Origin of the sequence: Streptomyces xanthophaeus, assembly GCF_030440515.1 — a bacterium.
Classification (GTDB): domain Bacteria; phylum Actinomycetota; class Actinomycetes; order Streptomycetales; family Streptomycetaceae; genus Streptomyces; species Streptomyces kutzneri.
Map to the genome: position 1 here is coordinate 5,333,279 of NZ_CP076543.1, position 17,070 is coordinate 5,350,348.

The 17,070-nt window shown below is 73.2% G+C and carries 12 protein-coding genes; 2 read left to right on the forward strand and 10 right to left on the reverse strand.

Annotated elements, in window-relative coordinates; genetic code table 11:
• Positions 1 to 34: 34 nt before the first annotated feature.
• From KO717_RS23700 to KO717_RS23740, 9 genes are all read right to left on the reverse strand, one after another.
• Positions 35 to 985, reverse strand: a complete 951-nt coding sequence (locus KO717_RS23700; RefSeq protein WP_301374704.1) for a glutamate ABC transporter substrate-binding protein — start codon at positions 983 to 985, stop codon at positions 35 to 37.
• Positions 986 to 1,164: 179 nt separating this feature from the next.
• The gene (locus KO717_RS23705; RefSeq protein WP_437184565.1) at positions 1,165 to 2,574 is read right to left on the reverse strand and encodes a hypothetical protein; all 1,410 of its coding nucleotides are present in this window, start codon (positions 2,572 to 2,574) and stop codon (positions 1,165 to 1,167) included.
• Positions 2,575 to 2,781: 207 nt separating this feature from the next.
• On the reverse strand, positions 2,782 to 3,771 hold the full coding sequence (locus KO717_RS23710; RefSeq protein WP_301371073.1) for an N-acetylglucosamine kinase: 990 nt from the start codon (positions 3,769 to 3,771) through the stop codon (positions 2,782 to 2,784).
• Positions 3,762 to 5,027, reverse strand: coding sequence for a 6-phospho-beta-glucosidase (locus KO717_RS23715; RefSeq protein ID WP_301371075.1), 1,266 nt, complete (start codon positions 5,025 to 5,027; stop codon positions 3,762 to 3,764). Before KO717_RS23715 ends, KO717_RS23710 begins: the two co-directional genes overlap by 10 nt.
• Before the next feature lie 5 nt (positions 5,028 to 5,032).
• On the reverse strand, positions 5,033 to 5,887 hold the full coding sequence (locus tag KO717_RS23720; RefSeq protein ID WP_301371076.1) for a carbohydrate ABC transporter permease: 855 nt from the start codon (positions 5,885 to 5,887) through the stop codon (positions 5,033 to 5,035).
• Positions 5,884 to 6,828 carry a carbohydrate ABC transporter permease gene (locus tag KO717_RS23725; protein WP_301371077.1) on the reverse strand — a complete coding sequence of 315 codons (945 nt, stop codon included), beginning with the start codon at positions 6,826 to 6,828 and terminating at the stop codon, positions 5,884 to 5,886. The genes KO717_RS23720 and KO717_RS23725 overlap by 4 nt, the downstream gene beginning before the upstream one ends.
• A gap of 4 nt (positions 6,829 to 6,832) precedes the next feature.
• Complete coding sequence (locus tag KO717_RS23730) at positions 6,833 to 8,167, reverse strand: ABC transporter substrate-binding protein (protein ID WP_301371079.1); 1,335 nt, start codon at positions 8,165 to 8,167, stop codon at positions 6,833 to 6,835.
• Positions 8,168 to 8,314: 147 nt separating this feature from the next.
• Positions 8,315 to 9,544: an ROK family transcriptional regulator gene (locus KO717_RS23735; protein WP_301371080.1), complete on the reverse strand. Its 1,230-nt coding sequence runs from the start codon at positions 9,542 to 9,544 to the stop codon at positions 8,315 to 8,317.
• Between the two features lie 190 nt (positions 9,545 to 9,734).
• A complete protein-coding gene (locus tag KO717_RS23740) occupies positions 9,735 to 10,817 on the reverse strand; it encodes a mechanosensitive ion channel family protein (protein ID WP_437184566.1) in 1,083 nt (360 codons plus the stop codon).
• A 285-nt stretch (positions 10,818 to 11,102) separates the two neighbouring features.
• Between KO717_RS23740 and KO717_RS23745 the strand changes: the two genes are divergently transcribed.
• Entirely contained in the window at positions 11,103 to 11,639 is a 537-nt protein-coding gene (locus KO717_RS23745; RefSeq protein WP_301371082.1) for an HNH endonuclease, read from the forward strand.
• Between the two features lie 168 nt (positions 11,640 to 11,807).
• Here KO717_RS23745 and KO717_RS23750 read toward each other — a convergent pair whose 3' ends face one another.
• Entirely contained in the window at positions 11,808 to 14,810 is a 3,003-nt protein-coding gene (locus KO717_RS23750; protein WP_301371084.1) for a beta-N-acetylglucosaminidase domain-containing protein, read from the reverse strand.
• Positions 14,811 to 15,024: 214 nt separating this feature from the next.
• On the opposite strand from KO717_RS23750, the gene KO717_RS23755 reads away from it, so the two are divergent.
• Positions 15,025 to 17,052, forward strand: coding sequence for a 4-alpha-glucanotransferase (locus KO717_RS23755; RefSeq protein WP_301371086.1), 2,028 nt, complete (start codon positions 15,025 to 15,027; stop codon positions 17,050 to 17,052).
• Positions 17,053 to 17,070 lie beyond the last annotated feature (18 nt).

Sequence of the window (17,070 nt, forward strand, 5' to 3'; positions counted from 1 at the left end):
GCGCCCGGTCCCGTGTCCGAAACCGTCACGGGCCTCAGCCGTCCCGGTACTTGGGCGCGGGGGGCGCCGTCACGCCCGGCAGCACGGGCTGCAGGTGCTTGAGGTACGCCTTCATCCACGGGCTGTCACCGCCGCCCGCGCGGTAGTTCTCCAGCACCTTGTTGACCCGGCGGACCAGGTCCGGTGCGTCCTTGTTCATCGCCACACCGTAGAACTCGCGGGTGAAGGGCGAGCCCACCAGCTGCACCGACGGGTCCTGTGCGGCCTGGCCGGCCGCGAGGGCGTTGTCCGTGATGATGCCGTCGACCTCGCCCAGCTGCAGCCGGACCAGGCAGTCCAGCTGGTTGGCGACGGTGACCGGCACCGAGCCGTACGACTGGGCCTTCAGGGCCGCCTCCGCCGTGGAACCGGCCGCGAAACATATCCGCCGGTCCTTCAGCGAGGGGTCGTACCCGGTGATCGGCGATCCCTTGGGCGCCAGCACCTGCTGCCCGGCCTCGAAGTAGGCCGTCGAGAAGGCGACGTCCTCCAGCCGCTTGCAGTTGATGGTCATGGTCCGTACGACGATGTCGACGCGCCCCTCCTGGAGGGCGGGGATGCGCTGACTGGTGGGGATGGCCCGGTAGATGACCGCGTTCTCGTCGCCCAGGATGTCCTTGGCGATGGCCTTGACCAGGTCGATGTCGAAGCCGTCGAGGCGGCTGCCCTCGGCGGTCTGGTTGCGGTAGCCCCAGCGGAAGCTGTTCTGGTCCACGCCTGCGACGAGCTTGCCGGCCGCCTTGATCCGGGCGATGGCCGCGCCGTCCACGTCGGAGGGGCGCAGGCTGGCCTCGGGGTCCTGGCAGGTGTCGGTGAGGGCCCAGGGCGCGGCCGGGGCCGCCGCCATCGAGGCGGGCCGGCGGACCACCGGCCGGCCGGTGTCGGGCGTCGCGTGGGCCAGCGGCAGCAGCACGACGGCGGCGGTCGTCGCGCAGGCGACGGCCATCGCGCTCACCCCGCCCCAGCCGCGCAGCCGGCGCGCGGCCCGGCGGATGCCGGAGGCCGCGCCCGCGGTCGCCGCCCGCCCGGCCCGGCCCGTCCGGCTCTCCCGGCCCGCGTGGCTCTCGTGGCCCTCATGGTTCTCGTGACCTTCGGCGGCCCGCCTCGCCCGTATCCGCATCGCGCTCACCTGTACTCCGAAAGCCTGCGGCCGATGCCGAGCAGGGCCGCTGCCGCACCGATGACCACGAGGACCGCGGCCCCCGTCACCAGACCGCCCAGCGCGCCGAGCCCGTCCTGGGCGGACCGGGTGAACTCCCGCTGCTCGTGGGCGACGGCCTGTTCCAGGGAGGCGTCCACCGTGTCGAAGGCGGCGCCGCTGCTCTCCTTGTGCTTCTCGTCCCCGACGACCTGGGGCAGCGCGGCCTCGTAGTCCCCCTTCAAGTCCGCCTCCCGGGCCGCCGTGTGCCGCTGCTTCCACTGCTTCACACCGTCCGCGGCCCGGCTGACCGGGTCCTGGCCGGCCGCGTCGTCGGCGAGCCGCAGCGCGGTCGCCAGTCCGGCGTCCAGCTGCTTCATGTTGTTCGTGAAGTCCACGTCGTACTTGTCGGACTTCTTGTCCTCGGCCAGTACGGCGCCCCGCGCGATCAGGGTCAGGTTCTCCCCGGCCCGCGCCTGCAGGGAGGCGATCCGCGCGTCGTTGAGCACCTTCATCGACTCCTGCCCGTCCGCCCGGGCCTCGCTCAGCGAGGCCCGCGCCACCGTGTGCCCCACGGTCAGCCACAGCAGGACCACCACCGACGCGGCCGTCGCGGCCACCAGCCCGTGGTTGAGGACCCGGTTCGTGTGCCGGTAGTTGCGCCGCTGCGCCCAGACCAGGGCGGCGACCGCGAGCAGGCCCAGCCCGATCGAGGCCAGCGGCCAGGACCGGGCGTCGTCGTCGTCCGTGTAGAGCCGCTTGGTCTCCGACTCGTACAGCCGCTGCGCGGCGGGCAGCAGCTGGGTGGTCATCTGCTCGTTGGCGTAGCGCAGGTAGGCGCCGCCCAGCGGCAGGCCCTGCCGGTTGGTGGCCCGGGCCTGCTCGATCAGACCGGTGTAGCGCGGGAGCTGCTCGCTCAGCACGGTGATCTGCCGGCGGGAGTCCTCGTTGCCGCCGGTGTTGGCGGCCGCGCTCACCAGCAGCTTGGAGGCGTTGGCGATGTCCTTCTCGTACCGCTGGCGGACCTCGCGCGGTTCCTGGGCGCCCAGCAGGAACCCGCTGGAGGAGGTCGTGTCGGCGTCCGCCAGGGAGCGGTAGATGCTCGCGGCGTCAGCGCTCAGCGGCTGGCTGCGGCTCACCACGTCGTCGGCGGCCGCGGCCCGGTCGGAGATCTCCCAGACGCTCACCGTGCCGAACAGCATGATCAGGGCGGCCAGTACCGCGCCGATGATCCGCAGCCGGCCCGGCTCGGTGGTCGCCGCCTCGCGCAGCCGCTCCACGCCCTCGGCCCAGGCGGTGCCCCGTCCGGGCGGCCCGCCGGGCGGTGGCGCCGTCGGCCCGGCGGACGGCACGGACGTACCGCCCCCGGGCGCGGGCGCGCGTGATGTGATCGCCACCGTGACCTCCCCCTCGGTCCTGTCGTCCTCCAGCCGACGCTGGGAGGTACCCCCTGCGCAGCAGTATGGCCGTAGTGCCGGTCGACCACAGCACCCGGTGCTGGATCCAGGGCGATCCGTCCCTGAGGGCCCCCTTCGTCGCCCCTTCACCGTCAATACGTCCGTACGGGCGCCACGGTTCCAGACCGGAGGACTTCCGGGGCGGGTTCATCCGAAATGGGTACGGAGTTTTTCATAGGCCTCGGGCGGGGACCCGAGGGCGTCCAGGCCCAGCAGGCCGGCACCGAGCACGGGAGGTGCCGTGATCACGGAGATCCGGGCGCGCGGGGCCCGTTCGGCGAGCCCCGCCGCGATCCGGTCGTTGAGCTGCGGGTGTCCGGCCGCCAGCACACTGCCGCCCAGCACCACCGGTACCTCCTGCTCCAGAAGACCCAGGCGACCCAGCGCCACCGATGCCATGGCCACCACCTCGTCCGCCTGCCGGTGCACCAGCGACAGCGCCACCGGGTCCCCGGCGGCCGCCACCGCGAACAGCACCGGTGTCAGCTCGTGCCGCCGCGCGTGCGGCACCCGGCCCAGGTGCATCGCCTCGATCAGCGAGGCCATCGACGGGTGGCCGAGGTGCGCGGGCAGCGCCCGGGCCAGCTGCGTCGGCCCGCCCCGCCCGTCCTCCGCCCGGGCCGCGAACCACAGGGCCTCCTCGGCCAGTCCGCCCCCGCCGCCCCAGTCGCCGGAGATCCGCCCGACCGCGGGGAAGCGCGCGGTCCGCCCGTCCGGGGTCATCCCGACACAGTTGATGCCCGCCCCGCACACCACCGCGACCCCGCACGGGCCGGCGCCCGTCGGCAGCCCGGAGCGCAGCAGCGCGAAGGTGTCGTTGTGCACCGCCGTCGCACGGCCCCAGCCGCGGCGCTCGATCTCCCGCGCCAGCTCCCGCTCCTCCACCGCGAAGTCGGCGTTGGCCAGGCACGCCGACACCCGCTCGGCCAGCGGCCCGGCCGCCGGGTCCGCGCGCAGCCCGGCGTCGGCCATCGCCTCGGCCAGCACGTCGACGGCCGCGGCCACCCCCGTGCGCGGCGGCTGGAAGCCCCCGGCCTGACCGGAGCACAGCACCGAGCCGTCCGGGGCGAGGAGCGCCACGTCCGTCTTGCTGTTGCCCGCGTCGATCGCCAGCACCGAGGGGAGGGTCACGCCCATGGCAGGTGCTCCTTGTTGTGCGCGAGGAGCTGGTCGGTCAGTCCTTCGGCCAGGTCGAACTGCCCGATGAGCGGGTGTGCCAGCAGTGCCTTGAAGACCCGGTCCCGCCCGCCGCGCAGGGCCGCGTCCAGCGCGAGGTCCTCGTACGCGCTCACATGCGCGATCAGCCCGGAGAACAGCGGGTCCAGCCGGGGCACCGCGAGCGGGACGGGGCCGGACCCGCCGACGCGGGCCTGCACCTCGATCACCGCGTCGTCCGGCAGGAAGGGCAGCGTGCCGTTGTTGTACGTGTTGACCACCTGCAGGGCCGGCCCGCCGTCGCCCAGCAGGGAGGCGGCCAGGTCCACGGCGGCCTCGGAGTAGAAGGCGCCGCCCCGTTTCGCCAGCAGCGCCGGCTTCTCGTCGAGCGCGGGATCCCCGTACAGGGCGAGCAGTTCGCGTTCCATCGCCGCGACCTCGGCGGCCCGCGAGGGTTTGGTCCCGAGCTCCCGGACGACCTCGTCGTGGGCGTAGAAGTAGCGCAGGTAGTACGAGGGCACGACGCCGAGCCGGTCCAGCACCGCCCGCGGCAGCCGCAGGTCCCCGGCGACGGCCTCGCCGTGCGTGGCGAGCAGGGTCCCCAGCAGGTCCTCGCCGTCCGGGCCGCCCCGGCGCACGCCGAGCTCCCAGGTGAGGTGGTTGAGGCCCACGTGGTCCAGGTGGATGTCGGCCGGCGCCAGGTCCAGCAGGGCCGCGAACTTCCGCTGGAGGCCGATGGCGACGTTGCACAGCCCGACGGCCTTGTGCCCGGCCCGCAGGAGGGCCCGGGTGACGATCCCGACCGGGTTGGTGAAGTCGATGATCCACGCGTCCGGGCTGGTCCGCCGGACCCGCTCGGCGATGTCGAGGACCACCGGGACCGTGCGCAGTGCCTTGGCGAGCCCGCCCGCGCCCGTGGTCTCCTGGCCGACGCAGCCGCACTCCAGCGGCCAGGTCTCGTCCTGCAGCCGGGCGGCCTGTCCGCCGACGCGCAGCTGGAGCAGGACCGCGTCGGCCCCGTCGATGCCCGCATCGAGGTCGGAGGTGGTGGTGACACGGCCCGGGTGGCCCTGCCGGGCGAAGATCCGCCGGGCCAGGCCGCCGATCAGCTCCAGCCGTTCGGCGGCCGGGTCGATCAGCACGAGCTCGCTGACGGGCAGGGAGTCGCGCAGCCGTGCGAACCCGTCGATCAGTTCGGGGGTGTAGGTGGAACCGCCGCCCACCACTGCGAGTTTCATCGTCGTCAGCCTTTCACGCCGGTCAGGGTGACTCCCTCGACGAACGCCTTCTGAGCGAAGAAGAAGAGGACGATCACCGGGGCCATGACCAGTACGGTCGCGGCCATGGTCAGGTTCCAGTTGGTGTGGTGCGCCCCCTTGAAGGACTCCAGTCCATAGCTGAGGGTCCAGGCGGCCGGGTTGTCGGAGGCGTAGATCTGCGGGCCGAAGTAGTCGTTCCAGGCACAGAAGAACTGGAAGAGCGCGACGGCGGCGATCCCGGGCCGGGCCATCGGCAGGACCACGCGCAGCAGGGTGCGCACCTCGCCGCAGCCGTCGACGCGGGCCGCGTCCAGGTACTCGTCGGGGATGGTCAGCAGGAACTGGCGGAGCAGGAAGATGGAGAAGGCGTCGCCGAACGCCATCGGGACGATCAGCGGCCACAGGGTGCCCGACAGGTCGAGCTGCTTGGCCCAGAAGAGGTACATGGGGATGACCACCACCTGCGGCGGCAGCATCATCATGGCGATCACGAGGAGCAGCGTGAGCCGTTGCCCGCGGAAGCGGAACTTGGCGAGCGCGTACGCGACGGGCACGGAGGAGACCACGGTCAACAGGGTGCCGAGTCCGGCGTACAGGAGCGTGTTGCGCCACCAGGTCAGGAAGCCCGGGGTGTGCCACACCTTCGCGTAGTTGCCCCATTCCCAGGTGTCGGGCCACAGGTCGCGGGTCAGCGCCTGCCGGTCGCCCATCAGGGAGGTGAGGAGGAGGAATACGAAGGGAAGGACGAAGAAGAGGGCGGCGGCCACGCCGAGCGAGTGCACCCCGACCCAGTGCAGTACCGCCTTGGAGGATCTCCGGCCGCTGCGCGCGCTGCTCATCGACCTGCTCCGATCAGACCGCCACGGCGCCGCATCAGGAGCGCGGTGAAGGCCATGGAGAGGGCGAACAGGACCAGCGCGACGACACACGCGGTGCCGTAGTCGAAGCGCTGGAACCCGAGGTTGTAGACGAGCTGGGGGAGCGTCAGGGTGGACTTGTCGGGATAGCCCGGCTCGAACTGCTGGCCCGAGCCGCCGATCACGCCGGCCGCGACCTTCCCCGCCACCAGCGGCTGGGCGTAGTACTGCATGGCCTGGATGACCCCGGTGACGACGGCGAACATGATGATCGGCGAGATGTTGGGCAGAGTGATGTGCCGGAACCGTGCCCAGGCGCCGGCCCCGTCCAGCTCCGCGGCCTCGTACTGCTCCTTGGGTACGTCGAGCAGCGCGGCCATGAAGATGACCATCAGGTCGCCGACCCCCCACAGGGCGAGGGCGGTCAGGGCCGGCTTGGACCAGTCGGCGTCGGTGAACCAGCCGGGGGTGGGCAGTCCCACCGCGTCCAGCAGGGTGTTGACGGGTCCGGTGCCGGGGTTGAGCAGGAAGACGAAGGCCAGGGTCGCGGCGACCGGTGGGGCCAGGTAGGGCAGGTAGAACAGGGTCCGGAAGATCCCGGTCCCCGTCTTGATCTTCGTGATGAGCAGGCCGATGCCGAGGCCGAAGGCGACCCGGCAGGTGACCATCACCAGGACCAGCCAGAGCGTGTTGCGCATGGCCGGCCAGAAGAGCGGATAGTCCGTGAAGACGTAGCTCCAGTTGTCCAGGCCGTTGAAGGCGGGCTGCCGGAAGCCGTCGTACCGGGTGAAGGAGAAGTACAGGGTGGACAGCAGCGGGTAGACGAAGAAGACGGCGAAGCCGATGAGCCAGGGGGACAGGAAGGCCGCGGTCCGCAGGGCGGAGCGCCGCCGCTTCGACCGCAGGGGGTGGGCGCCGGTCATCGGTCTACTTCGCCTTCGCGATGTCCGTGTCGATCTGCTGGTCGGTCTTGGCGAGACCGGCGGGGATGTCGGTGACGTCGCCCTTCTCGACCCCGTACGCGAAGTCCTCGAAGGTCAGCTGGTAGGTGCCGCCGTCGGCCTTGGCCGGGGTGGTGCCGGACTTCGGATGCCGGGCGATGTCGAGGAAGGTCTTGAACTCCGGGGTCACCTGCAGGTTCGGGGACTCCAGGGCGGCGAACGTGGACGGGATGTTGTGGATGGCGTTGGCGAAGGCCACCACCGCCTCGGTGTCGCTGGTCATGTACTTGACCAGCTCCCAGGCGGCGTTCTGCTTCTTGCTGCCCGCGGCGATGCCCATGATCGTGCCGGCGAGGTAGCCCTTGCCGTAGTCGGCGGCCTGCTCGTCGGGGACGGGCAGCGGGGCGGTGCCGATCTCGAAGGGGACGCCGGCCTCCTTGGCCATCGGGGCCCGCCACTCGCCGTCGATCTGCATGGCCACCTGGCCGGTGTGGAAGGGGTGCTCGGCGCTCCACTCGTCCCCGAAGGTGTTGCGGAACCGCTCCAGCTTCTCGTAGCCGCCGAGCTTGTCCACCAGGTCCTTCTGCGCGGTCAGCATCTTGGCGAAGGCCGGGTCCCCGGCCAGGTTGGACTTGCCGTCCGCGCCGAAGTACGTGGCGCCCCACTGCGCCGCGAGCCGCGTCGGCTTGGTCTCGTAGCCGTGGAAGGTGGGCATCAGGCCGACCTGCTCGTACGAGTCGCCCTTGGGTTTGGTGAGCTTCTGCGCGACCTCGGTGAACTGGCTCCAGGTCTTCGGGGGTTCGGTGATGCCGGCGGCCGCGAAGGCGGTCTTGTTGTAGACGAGGCCGTACGCGTCGTGCAGCAGCGGCAGCGTGCACTGGTTGCCGTCGAACTGCGTGTACTCCAGGAGGGTCTTGGGGAAGACCTTCGTCTTGTCCACCCCGGACTTCGCGAGGAAGGGGTTCAGGTCGGCGAAGGCGCGGGAGTTGCAGAACTTGCCCACGCTGTCGGTGGTGAAGGAGGAGACCACGTCGGGGGCCTTGTCCCCGCCCGCCCGCAGTGCCTGGTTGATCTTGTCGTCGGTCATGTTGCCAGTGACCTGGACCTTGATGTTCGGGTGCGCCTTCTCGAACCGGGCGATGTTCTCCTCGATCGCCTTGGCCTCGCTCGGCGCGGACCAGCCGTGCCAGAAGTTGAGGGTGACGTCCGCCTTGGGATCGTCGGAGGCGGTGTCCGCGGCCTGGCCCGTACAGGCCGTGGCGAGGGCGGATATCGCCGCGAGGACGGCGGTCGCGGTGGTCAGGCGTCCGGTTCTGGGCATGGCGGGGCTCGCTCTCTGCGGGAGGAACTTCCGTGGGGGGTGCCGGTGGGGATGGCGGTGGGGTCTGGGGGTGCGGGTGCGCCGATACGGGGTGCAGGGGGACGGCGGGGGCGGCGGGGACGGTGGGGGCGGCGGGTGCCGGGCGGTTCAGCCCGAGGTGTCGAACACTTCGTCCCGGGTGGCGGCCAGCGCGCTCTCCAGCGCGCCGTGCAGGACGGGCCGTTCCCGCACCTCGCCGGGGACCAGCCGGGGCCGGGAGGGGGCCAGTTCGGCGAGTTCGGCCTCCAGCAGCGCGCGCAGCGGCTCGCCGCCGGCACTGATCGCCGCCCCGGACAGGACCACGATCTCCGGGTCCAGCACGGCGACGACCGAGGCGAGACCGGTGGCCAGCGCGGTGGCGTACGACTGGAGGAACTGCAGGTGCGCACCCTCGGGGGCGGCGGCGGCCCGCGTGAGCAGGGCGACGGCGGCGGCGACCTCCGGTCCGTGGAGCGCTCCGGGGGTCTCGGGCGCACCGGGGGCGTCCGCCGGCCCCATGCCCAGCTCCGCGGCGAGCCGGGGCAGCCCCTCCACACCGGCCAGCTCCTGGTATCCGCCGGAGTTGGCCCGGGTGACCTGCCGGACCAGGGGCCGGCCCGGCACGGGCAGGAAGCCCACCTCGCCGGCGCCGCCGGTCCAGCCGCGGTGCAGCCGGCCGCCCAGGACCAGTGCCGCGCCGAGGCCTTCCTCGTTCCACAGCAGGACGAAGTCCTCGTGGCCGCGGGCCGCGCCGAGCCGTTGTTCGGCGACGGCGGCGAGGTTGACGTCGTTCTCGTACTCGACGGGCATCGGCAGGGCCGCCGCCAGCTCCTCCAGGAGAGTGGGGGAGTGCCAGCCGGGGAGGTGGCTGGCGTAGCGCAGGCGGCCCGTCTGGGGGTCGAAGGCGCCCGGTGTGCCGATGACCACCCGGCGCAGGTCGGTGCGGTGCAGTCCGGCGGCCTTCACGGCCCCGCCGAGGGCCTCGGTCACCTGGTCTACGGCCTCCGCGCCCTCGGTGTAGGGGACCTCGTGGGTGGCGACCACCGTGCCGGTGAGGTCGGCGACGGCCGCCAGGACCCGCTCCGGGGTGACGTCGAGACCGCCGACGTAGGCGGCCCGCGGGTTGATCGCGTAGAGCTGGGCGCTGGGGCCCGGGCGTCCCCCGTCCGTGCCGGTGGCCACGACGAGCCCGACCGCTTCGAGGCGGGCGAGCAGCTGGGAGGCGGTGGGCTTGGACAGCCCGGTCAGGTGCCCGATGCGGGTCCGGGACAGCGGGCCGTGCGTCAGCAGGAGTTCGAGTGCGGCCCGGTCGTTCATGGCGCGCAACAGGCTGGGCGTTCCGGGCGTGGCGGCGGGCATCGAGCGGCTCTCCCTCACCGAGGTGATCTGTTAGGTAAGTTTCCTATCACCTGTTGAAGTGTGTCAATGCCGCTGCCCCGCAGGCTGTGTCATTTCACGTGTCATTTCACGGATGACCTGCGGGGCAGTGGGGCGAGCGGGGCTCGTGCGACGTGCGGGCAACCGGCTGCGCGGCTACCCGGCTATGCGGTCACTTGGTGATCCGCGGTCCGGCCGGCGGCGGGATCGGGGCGGTGGCCAGCGACTGCGGGGAGGCCGGGTTCGCGAGGGCGGACGGCGCGGCGACCGAGGCCGACGGATCCGCCGGGGCCTCCTCGTCCTCGTCGGGGGCAGGCATACCGCCGATGATCCGGATGCCCGCGGCGTCGAAGGCCTCCTTGATCCGCCAGCGCAGCTCCCGCTCCACCGCGAACTGCTGGCCGGGCATGGTCTTGGCGGACACCTTCACGGTCATCGAGGCGAGCAGCACCTCGTCCAGGCCCAGGACCTCCACCGGACCCCACAGGCGCTCGTCCCACGGGGACTCCTTGGCCATGGCGTCGGCGACCTCCTTGACCACCTCACGGATCCGGGACAGGTTCTCGGAGGGCCTGACCTGGACGTCCACGCCCGCGGTCGCCCAGCCCTGGCTGAGGTTGCCGATCCTCTTGATCTCGCCGTTGCGCACGTACCAGATCTCGCCGTTGTCCCCGCGGAGCTTGGTCACGCGCAGTCCGACCTCTATGACCTCGCCCGAGGCCACACCCGCGTCGATCTTGTCGCCGACGCCGTACTGGTCCTCCATGATCATGAAGACGCCGGACAGGAAGTCCGTCACCAGGTTCCGGGCGCCGAAACCGATCGCCACACCGGCCACACCGGCACTCGCCAGCAGCGGGGCCAGGTCGATCTTCAGCGCGGCCAGGACCATCAGCGCGGCCGTGCCGAGGATCAGGAACGAGGCCACCGACCGGAGCACCGAGCCGATCGCCTCCGAACGCTGGCGCCGCCGCTCCGCATTGACCAGCAGCCCGCCCAGAGCGGTGCCCTCCACGGCCTCGGCACTGGTGTTCATCCGCGTTATGAGCTTGGTCAGCGCCTTGCGGACCGCCGAGCGGATCACCGCCGCTATCACGACGATCAGCAGGATCCGCAGGCCGATGCTCAGCCAGGTGGCCCAGTTCTGCTCGATGAAGCTGGCGGCCTCGGTGACGCTCTCCTGCGCCTCCTTGACCGATGCGGGCGCGTCCGGAACGTCGGCTGCCAGCGGCAGCAGGGCGGCGGGCCAGGGCACGACGGGAACCTCCAGGTGTAGCGGTCTGCCCGCGGAACCGGGGGGACCCCCGGACGGATCCGGGGATATGCGGGACAGAACGTCCACACTAACGGGGCAATCCCTTCACCTTGGTGCCGTGTTCGAGGGAGAGACCAGACTCACCTGGGGATGACTGACTGTGGTTGAAAACACCTCGGACCCGTTACGGGCGAGTGGTGGCGTTTCGACCAGCCGTAAGGAGAGACTGGAGAGCAGATCGTCCCGGCGCGAGCCACGCGCCGCCGACGTACAAGGAGGCAGTCCGTGCCGCACGTCCTGGTCCTCAACGCGTCGTACGAGCCCCTCGGCGTCGTACCGCTCCGCCGCGCGCTCGTCCTCGTCCTGGAGAACAAAGCAGTCTCCCTGGAGGAATCCGGCGCCTATCTGCACAGCGCGACAAGGGTCGTCCCCGCGCCCAGCGTGGTACGGCTCAAGCGCTTCGTGCGGGTCCCCTACCGGGGGCCCGTTCCACTCACCCGGCGCGCCCTGTTCGCGCGGGACGGCGGTCGCTGCATGTACTGCGGCGCCGTCGCCACCAGCGTCGACCACGTCATTCCGCGCAGCCGGGGCGGCCAGCACGCCTGGGACAACGTCGTCGCCGCGTGCCGCCGGTGCAACCACGTCAAGGCCGACCGGCACCTGCTGGAGCTCGGCTGGCGGCTGCGCCACCAGCCGGCCCCGCCGTCCGGACTGGCGTGGCGGATCATCGGCACGGGGCACCGGGATCCGCGGTGGATGCCGTATCTCCAGCCGTACGGGGCCGAGGACGCGCTGGACCGGATCGGGGTCGCGGCCAGTTAGCTCCGCAGGGCCGCCGGTTCCGTGTGGGGCTGCCCCCGCCGGTGACCTGCGGCCCGGCCTCCCGGGGCTCCGCCCCGGACCCCGCGCGTCGAACGCCGGCGGGGCTGGAGGAGCGGGGCTTGCCCCGGACCCCGTGCGTCGAACGCCGGCGGGGCTGGAGGGGCGGGGCTACGGGGTGACCGCGTAGGCCTCCGCCGACCAGAGGGAGCAGCCGTACCGCGTCGCGCGGGTCTCGCACGTGATCCGCAGGAAACGGGTGTCCGGGGCGTCCATCCGGAGCGACTCGTGGCCGCCCCGGGAGGCCGTCACGGCTGCCGCCGGGCGCCACGTCACCCCGTCCGCGGAGGTCTCCACCCGGTACGCCGACGGGTACGCGTCCTGCCAGTGCAGTTCGAGGCGGCCCACCCGCGCCGGCGCGGGCAGTTCCGCCCGCCACCATGCGCCGTCCACCGCCGGTGACGACCAGCGCGTGGCCGTGGAGCCGTCCACGGCCGCCGAGGCCGGGAAGTCGGGGGTCTCGTTCGCCGAGGAGGCCGCCCGCGCGTTCCGCAGCAGATCGGGACCGCCGGTACGGGCCACCGCACGCACCGTCAGGGTGCGTGACTCCCCGTCGAAGGTCACCGGCACCTGGTAGGTGCCCGGCCGGGTGCCCGCGGCGACGCTGACCTCCAGCGGGATCGACACCTGGCCGCCCCGCGGTGCCACCGCCGTCTGGGGAAGGCGGACCTCGATGCCCGCCGGCGGCCGCGCCGACAGCGGGCCGCGGACCTCGCCGGGACCCAGCGCGGACAACTGCGCCGAGACCCGCTGCACGGCGCCGCCGATCTCGGCGTCGGCCGCGGCCCCGTCCGTCAGTTCGAAGCGGGCCCGCGGGCCGTCCCCGAACCACGGCACCACCCGGTGCACCTTGGGCGCGGACCGGGCCCCGGCCCAGGACAGGCGCACCGCGTCCGCGCTCAGCCCCGCCGTCTCCACCTGGGTCCAGCCGGAAACCGCGGCGTCGGCGACCTTGCGCCAGCCCTCGCCCGGTACGTGCGCCTCCACCACGGCCCCCCGCGCCCCGGCGGGGAGCGGGTCGGTCATCACGGTCACCGCCGACAACGGGCGCGGGGCGTCCAGCCGTACGGTCCAGGCCTCGGCCTCCTTCGTCACCGTGCCGGTCTCGCGGGTGGCACCGGTCCAGGCGTCGGCCTCGGCCACCGCCTTCGTCAGGAAGGGATCCAGGACGGCCTTGTCCACCCGGGCCGATCCCGGCTGCGCCAGCGACGCCCGGACCTCGGTCAGGGCCCGGGAGGCCTGCCACGCGGCCGTTCCGTCCCCGCGGGCCTGGGCCTGCAGGACGTCCACCGCCAGCTCGCCGGCCGCCCCGTAGCGCGCCAGGCGGTCCAGCCAGGGGCCCGCCTCGCCCGACAGGGCCGGAAGCCGGTCCTTGGCCTCGCGCAGGACCGTGAACGCCTTGCGCAGCTCGGTCCCGGCCGCCGGATCGCCCGCGGCGCGGGCCTTCCAGAACTGCTCGACGAGCGGCTTCAGATACGCCGACTCCTCCTGCTTGAGCCCGGACGACGCGGTGTTCCCGGCGAGCGCCGCCACCGCCTGGCGCGTGCGCGCGTCGGCGCCCGTCAGCTCCCGTACGGCCGCCGCCCAGGACTCGCCGGCCCGGTAGCCGCGCGGGTTCCACGCGAAGTCCGCCGCCGTGAACAGCGGGATCCGCGACAGGGTGCCCTGCGGCATCGCGTTGGCCAGCAGCGCCGCCGAACCGCCCGCGACCGCCGGCTCGCGGCCCGCGTACGGACCGAGGAAGATCCGGCCCGGATCCCAGTCGTTCACCGGGTAGTTGTCCATGGTGATCAGCGGATGCCCGAGGGCGGCGCGCGCGCCGGCCAGCTCCTTGCCCGTGATCGTGCGCGGCACCACGCCCACGCCCGTCCAGGCCACCTCCACCCGCGGGTCCAGCGCGCCCGCCAGGGCGGTCCGGTAGGTGGTGGCGCCTTCCTGGTAGTACTCCGTCGGCAGCAGCGACAGTGCGGGCGCTCCCGGGTACCGGGCGGCCAGGTGCGCGGCCAGCCCGCCCGCGACCTCCGCGTGCGCCTTCGCGGCCGCCGCCGGGCCCTTCCCGTACCGCTCCCGGTCGGCCTTGCAGCCCCACTCGGTGTAGCTGACGTCCTGGAACTGCACCTGGAAGGCGCGGAATCCGAGGTCCCACATCGCGTCCAGCTTGCGCGCGAGCGCCGCCCGGTCCGCCTCCGAGGACAGGCACATCGACTGCCCGGGGGTCACCGCCCAGGCCAGGACGACCTGGTTGGCACGGGCCCGTTCGGCCAGCGCGCGGAATTCCGCCTGCTGCTCCTGCGGGTAGTCCTGGCGCCAGCCCGTCGTGCGGTACGGGTCGTCGCCGGGTGCGACGAGCAGCCGGTTCTGCTTGGTGCGCCCCATGAAGTCCAGCTGTGCAAGGCGCTGTTCCTGGGTCCACGGCTGCCCGTAGAAGCCCTCGGTGATCCCGCGCACCGGTGCGGCCGGCCAGTCCCGCACCAGCACCCCGGGCATCTTCCCGCCGCCCGCGGCGAGGAGTTGGCGCAGTGTCTGCGCCGCGTGGAAGAGTCCTTCCGTGCCTATGCCGGCCAGCGCGATCGTGTCCCGGCCGCCGTGGCGGCCCGCGGCCAGCCGGTAGCCCCCGGCCGGCAGGTCCGACGGCGCGGCCGCGCCCAGCGCCCGCAGCACCTGCTCCGCGTCCGCGTCCTGGAGCCGTACGACGGTGCCCCGTGCGGGCAGCGGGGCGCCGGGGGCCGGCTCGTGGACGGTCTTCACGCCCGCCGCGCGCAGGGCGTCCCGCACCACCCGGACGGCATACGGATCGGCGTCGGCCGCAGCGACCAGTACGGCCTCGGTGCCCAGCGGCAGCTCGCGCGCCGGATCGGCGGCCATCGACTGCGGCCGGGGCCACACGGCGGGCCCCTCGGAGGCCGCCCGGGGGGTGTCGGCCCCCGGGTCGAGCATCGGGCCGGGAGCGTTGGACACGGCGGTCGCCCCGGGGCCCGCTCCGGGCGCCGGTCTGTCGGGTGTGGTGGGCGCCGCGAAGGTCCCGGGTGGCGCGGAGGACACGGCACCGCCCAGCAGCGTGCCGATCACTGCCACGGCGGCGGCGGTGTTCCGCCTCCTACCCCTGAGCTGCACGGAGCCTCCTCGTCCCGAAACGTCCCCCACTCGTACGAATGAGCCTGAGCCCACCATCCGTGCGGCTGGAGTGTCAATGCGGGTGGGTGATCTGCCCCGGATGCGGCAGGAATGCGGTGCCTCCGAGTGGGTATGGACGCGGTGTTCCCCGGCGGCGTCCCACCCTTGTGAACCACCCTTGTGCCCCCATCATCTGACTCATCCTCATGCCCTGATGCCCACCCGCACGAAGGAGCGCCCGCAGATGGACGACCTGGCCCGGCTCGCTGCCCAGTACGGAGTCGCCACCGACTACCGGCCCGCCGCGGACGTCACCGTCCCGGTACCGGAGGCCACCGTCAAGGCGGTCCTCGCACTGCTGGGGGTGGTCACCGACGACGCGGCGAGCATCCGGGTGTCCGCCGAGTCCGCCGCACGGGAGGCGGCCGGGCGGCTGCTGCCGCCCACGGTGGTGCTCTGGCAGGGGGAACGGGTGGCTCCGGAGCCCGCCGGGCTGCCCCCGGGCACCCGGGTGCGGGTGGTGGCGGAGGAGACGGGGGAGGTGCACGCGTGGGGTCCCGCACTGCCGCTGGGCATCCACCGGCTCATCGCCGAGGCACCCGACGGACGCAGCGCCGAGGCCACCCTGGTCGTGGCCCCGGAGCGGGCCCCGGCCGCGCCCGAGCGGGCCCACGGGCTGCTCGTCCAGCTCTACTCCCTGCTCTCCGAGCGCTCCTGGGGCATGGGCGACCTCGGCGACCTGGCGGAACTCGCCCGCTGGGCGGGCCGTACCCATGGCGCCGGGTTCATCCAGGTCAATCCGCTGCACGCGGCCGTGCCCGGGTCCCCGACCGACCCCTCCCCGTACCGGCCGTCCTCGCGGCGCTTCCCGGACCCGGTCCACCTGCGGATCGAGGACGTCCCGGAATACGCCGACTGCCCCGACCGCCAGGCCCTCGACGACCTCGCCGCCCGCGGCGGGGAACTGCGCCGCCAGGTCCTGGAGAAGGGCGCGCTCATCGACCGGGACGCCGTCTGGGAACTCAAGCGGTCCGCCCTGGAACTGCTCTACGCCGTCCCCCGCACCCCCGAGCGCGAAGCCGCCTACCGGGCGTTCTGCGCCGAACAGGGCGTCCCGCTGGACGTGCACGCCACCTGGTGCGCCGGGCACGCGGGAGCGGAGGACCCGAAGGAGCGGGCCGACTTCCACCGCTGGCTGGTCTGGCTGACGGACGGCCAGCTCGCCGCCGCGCAGCGGGCCGCCCGCGAGGCCGGCATGACGGTCGGCATCGTCCACGACCTCGCCGTCGGGGTGCACCCGCAGGGTTCCGACGTCTTCGGGTCACCCTGCTACGCCCCGCACATCTCGGTCGGGGCCCCGCCGGACGCCTTCAACGCGCGCGGCCAGGACTGGGGGCTGCCGCCGTGGCGCCCGGACGTGCTGGCCGCCACCCGCTACGCCCCCTTCCGGTCCCTGCTGCGCGGGGTGTTCCGCTACGCGGGCGCCCTGCGGATCGACCACGTGATGGGTCTGTTCCGGCTCTGGTGGATCCCGGAGGGGACCCCGCCCGCGGAGGGCGCGTACGTCAGCTACGACGGCGAGGCCATGCTGGCGATCCTGGTCCTGGAGGCCCACCGGGCGGGTGCGCCGGTCATCGGCGAGGACCTCGGGACGGTGGAGCCGCGGGTCCGTCAGGAACTGGCCCGGCGCGGGGTGCTCGGCACCTCGGTGCTCTGGTTCGAGCGGGACTGGGACGGCGCCGGGGACCCGCTGGCCCCGCAGGCCTGGCGGGCCGACTGCCTGGCCACCGTCACCACGCACGACCTGCCGCCCACGGCCGCCAAACTCGCCGGGGGCCATGTGGAACTGCGCGACCGGCTCGGCCTGCTGACCCGTCCGGCCGAGCTGGAGCGCGCCCAGGACGCCGCCGACACCGCCGAGTGGCTGGAGCTGCTGGACGGGCTGGGGATGGACACCAAGGGCGAGGAGGCCGCCGTACGGGCCCTGTACGCCTTCCTGCTGCGCACGCCCGCGCGGCTGGTCGGCGTATGGCTGCCGGACGCGGTGGGGGACCGGCGGCCGCAGAACCTGCCGGGCACCTGGGACCAGTACCCCAATTGGCGGCTGCCGGTCGCCGATGCCGCGGGGCGGCCGCTGACCCTGGAGGAGCTGGTGTCCTCGCCGCGGGCGAACGCCCTGCTGAGCGCGGTGGGGGAGGGCGTACGGCCTCGTACGGCACCCCCGGGCGCGCGCCCCGTTTAGGTGTTCGCTACGTTTGCA